This window comes from Streptomyces sp. NRRL WC-3626, assembly GCF_000718785.1.
Classification (GTDB): domain Bacteria; phylum Actinomycetota; class Actinomycetes; order Streptomycetales; family Streptomycetaceae; genus Streptomyces; species Streptomyces edwardsiae.
In genome coordinates this window covers 1-3,334 of record NZ_JOCA01000046.1, presented here as the reverse complement: position 1 = coordinate 3,334, position 3,334 = coordinate 1, and the positions used below count along the sequence as shown (strand labels likewise).

Sequence of the window (3,334 nt, the reverse complement as noted above, 5' to 3'; positions counted from 1 at the left end):
TCTAAGGAGCACTTCTTACCGAGTCCTTCGGGACGAGGTCAGAGGCCAGCATGCGGGCGAATGTCTCGCACTGGTTGCTCATGGGTGGAACGTTGACTACTCGGCACACTTGACTGTCTTCTCCTTCCAGTACTGCTCTTCGGAGCGTGGAACGTTGAGGGAAGCGGCGAGGGTGTCGGGCACGCTGTTGGGTATCTGGGTGATGGGTGGTTGGTCGTTGTTTGAGAACTGCACAGTGGACGCGAGCATCTGTGGCCAAGTTTTTAAGGGCGCACGGTGGATGCCTTGGCACCAGGAACCGATGAAGGACGTGGGAGGCCACGATAGTCCCCGGGGAGTCGTCAACCAGGCTTTGATCCGGGGGTTTCCGAATGGGGAAACCCGGCAGTCGTCATGGGCTGTCACCCTTGCCTGAACACATAGGGCAAGTGGAGGGAACGCGGGGAAGTGAAACATCTCAGTACCCGCAGGAAGAGAAAACAACCGTGATTCCGGGAGTAGTGGCGAGCGAAACCGGATGAGGCCAAACCGTATGCGTGTGAGACCCGGCAGGGGTTGCGTATACGGGGTTGTGGGATCTCTCTTTCATGGTCTGCCGGCCATGAGACGAGTCAGAAACCGTTGATGTAGGCGAAGGACATGCGAAAGGTCCGGCGTAGAGGGTAAGACCCCCGTAGTCGAAACATCAGCGGCTCGTTTGAGAGACACCCAAGTAGCACGGGGCCCGAGAAATCCCGTGTGAATCTGGCGGGACCACCCGCTAAGCCTAAATATTCCCTGGTGACCGATAGCGGATAGTACCGTGAGGGAATGGTGAAAAGTACCGCGGGAGCGGAGTGAAATAGTACCTGAAACCGTGTGCCTACAAGCCGTGGGAGCGTCGGACATCAAGCTTGCTTGGTGTCTCGTGACTGCGTGCCTTTTGAAGAATGAGCCTGCGAGTTTGCGGTGTGTTGCGAGGTTAACCCGGGTGGGGAAGCCGTAGCGAAAGCGAGTCCGAATAGGGCGTTTCAGTAGCATGCTCAAGACCCGAAGCGGAGTGATCTAGCCATGGGCAGGTTGAAGCGGAGGTAAGACTTCGTGGAGGACCGAACCCACCAGGGTTGAAAACCTGGGGGATGACCTGTGGTTAGGGGTGAAAGGCCAATCAAACTCCGTGATAGCTGGTTCTCCCCGAAATGCATTTAGGTGCAGCGTCGTGTGTTTCTTGCCGGAGGTAGAGCACTGGATAGGCGATGGGCCCTACCGGGTTACTGACCTTAGCCAAACTCCGAATGCCGGTAAGTGAGAGCGCGGCAGTGAGACTGTGGGGGATAAGCTCCATGGTCGAGAGGGAAACAGCCCAGAGCATCGACTAAGGCCCCTAAGCGTACGCTAAGTGGGAAAGGATGTGGAGTCGCACAGACAACCAGGAGGTTGGCTTAGAAGCAGCCACCCTTGAAAGAGTGCGTAATAGCTCACTGGTCTAGTGATTCCGCGCCGACAATGTAGCGGGGCTCAAGCGTACCGCCGAAGTCGTGTCATTCACACAATAGGGCCAACGCCTGTGTGGATGGGTAGGGGAGCGTCGTGTGCCGGGTGAAGCAGCCGCGGAAGCGAGTTGTGGACGGTTCACGAGTGAGAATGCAGGCATGAGTAGCGATACACACGTGAGAAACGGATCTGCCCAGGGTAAGTCGGGACCTAAGGCGGATCTGCCCAGGGTAAGTCGGGACCTAAGGCGAGGCCGACAGGCGTAGTCGATGGATAACCGGTTGATATTCCGGTACCCGCTGTGAAGCGTCAAACATTGAATCCAGTGATGCTAAGCCCGTGAAGCCGCCGGCTGAGTCTTCGGACGAGGTCGGAGTGGTGGAGCCGGTGACCCGAGCTGGTAGTAGGTGAGTGATGGGGTGACGCAGGAAGGTAGTCCATCCCGGGCTGAGACCTGATGCCGAGCCGATTGTGGTGAAGTGGATGATCCTATGCTGTCGAGAAAAGCCTCTAGCGAGTTTCATGGCGGCCCGTACCCTAAACCGACTCAGGTGGTCAGGTAGAGAATACCGAGGCGTTCGGGTGAACTATGGTTAAGGAACTCGGCAAAATGCCCCCGTAACTTCGGGAGAAGGGGGGCCATCACTGGTGAGGGGACTTGCTCTCCGAGCTGGGGGTGGCCGCAGAGACCAGCGAGAAGCGACTGTTTACTAAAAACACAGGTCCGTGCGAAGCCGTAAGGCGATGTATACGGACTGACGCCTGCCCGGTGCTGGAACGTTAAGGGGACCGGTTAGTCACTCTTCGGGGTGGCGAAGCTGAGAACTTAAGCGCCAGTAAACGGCGGTGGTAACTATAACCATCCTAAGGTAGCGAAATTCCTTGTCGGGTAAGTTCCGACCTGCACGAATGGCGTAACGACTTCTCGACTGTCTCAACCATAGGCCCGGTGAAATTGCACTACGAGTAAAGATGCTCGTTTCGCGCAGCAGGACGGAAAGACCCCGGGACCTTTACTACAGTTTGATATTGGTGTTCGGTTCGGCTTGTGTAGGATAGCTGGGAGACTTTGATCATCGGACGCCAGTTCGGTGGGAGTCGTCGTTGAAATACCAGTCTGGTCGTGCTGGATGTCTAACCTGGGTCCGTGATCCGGATCAGGGACAGTGTCTGATGGGTAGTTTAACTGGGGCGGTTGCCTCCTAAAGAGTAACGGAGGCGCCCAAAGGTTCCCTCAGCCTGGTTGGCAATCAGGTGTTGAGTGTAAGTGCACAAGGGAGCTTGACTGTGAGACCGACGGGTCGAGCAGGGACGAAAGTCGGGACTAGTGATCCGGCGGTGGCTTGTGGAAGCGCCGTCGCTCAACGGATAAAAGGTACCCCGGGGATAACAGGCTGATCTTCCCCAAGAGTCCATATCGACGGGATGGTTTGGCACCTCGATGTCGGCTCGTCGCATCCTGGGGCTGGAGTCGGTCCCAAGGGTTGGGCTGTTCGCCCATTAAAGCGGTACGCGAGCTGGGTTTAGAACGTCGTGAGACAGTTCGGTCCCTATCCGCTGTGCGCGTAGGAGTCTTGAGAAGGGCTGTCCCTAGTACGAGAGGACCGGGACGGACGAACCTCTGGTGTGCCAGTTGTCCTGCCAAGGGCATGGCTGGTTGGCTACGTTCGGGAGGGATAACCGCTGAAAGCATCTAAGCGGGAAGCCTGCTTCGAGATGAGGACTCCCACCTCCTAGAGAGGGTAAGGCTCCCAGTAGACGACTGGGTTGATAGGCCGGATATGGAAGCACGGTAACGTGTGGAGTTGACCGGTACTAATAGGCCGAGGGCTTGTCCTCAGTTGCTCGCGTCCACTGTGTT

At 57.0% G+C, this 3,334-nt stretch carries 1 rRNA gene; it reads left to right on the top strand.

The window, feature by feature from the left end:
- The first annotated feature begins 253 nt into the window (after positions 1-253).
- Positions 254-3,312 (top strand): 23S ribosomal RNA (locus IF28_RS0135715).
- Positions 3,313-3,334 lie beyond the last annotated feature (22 nt).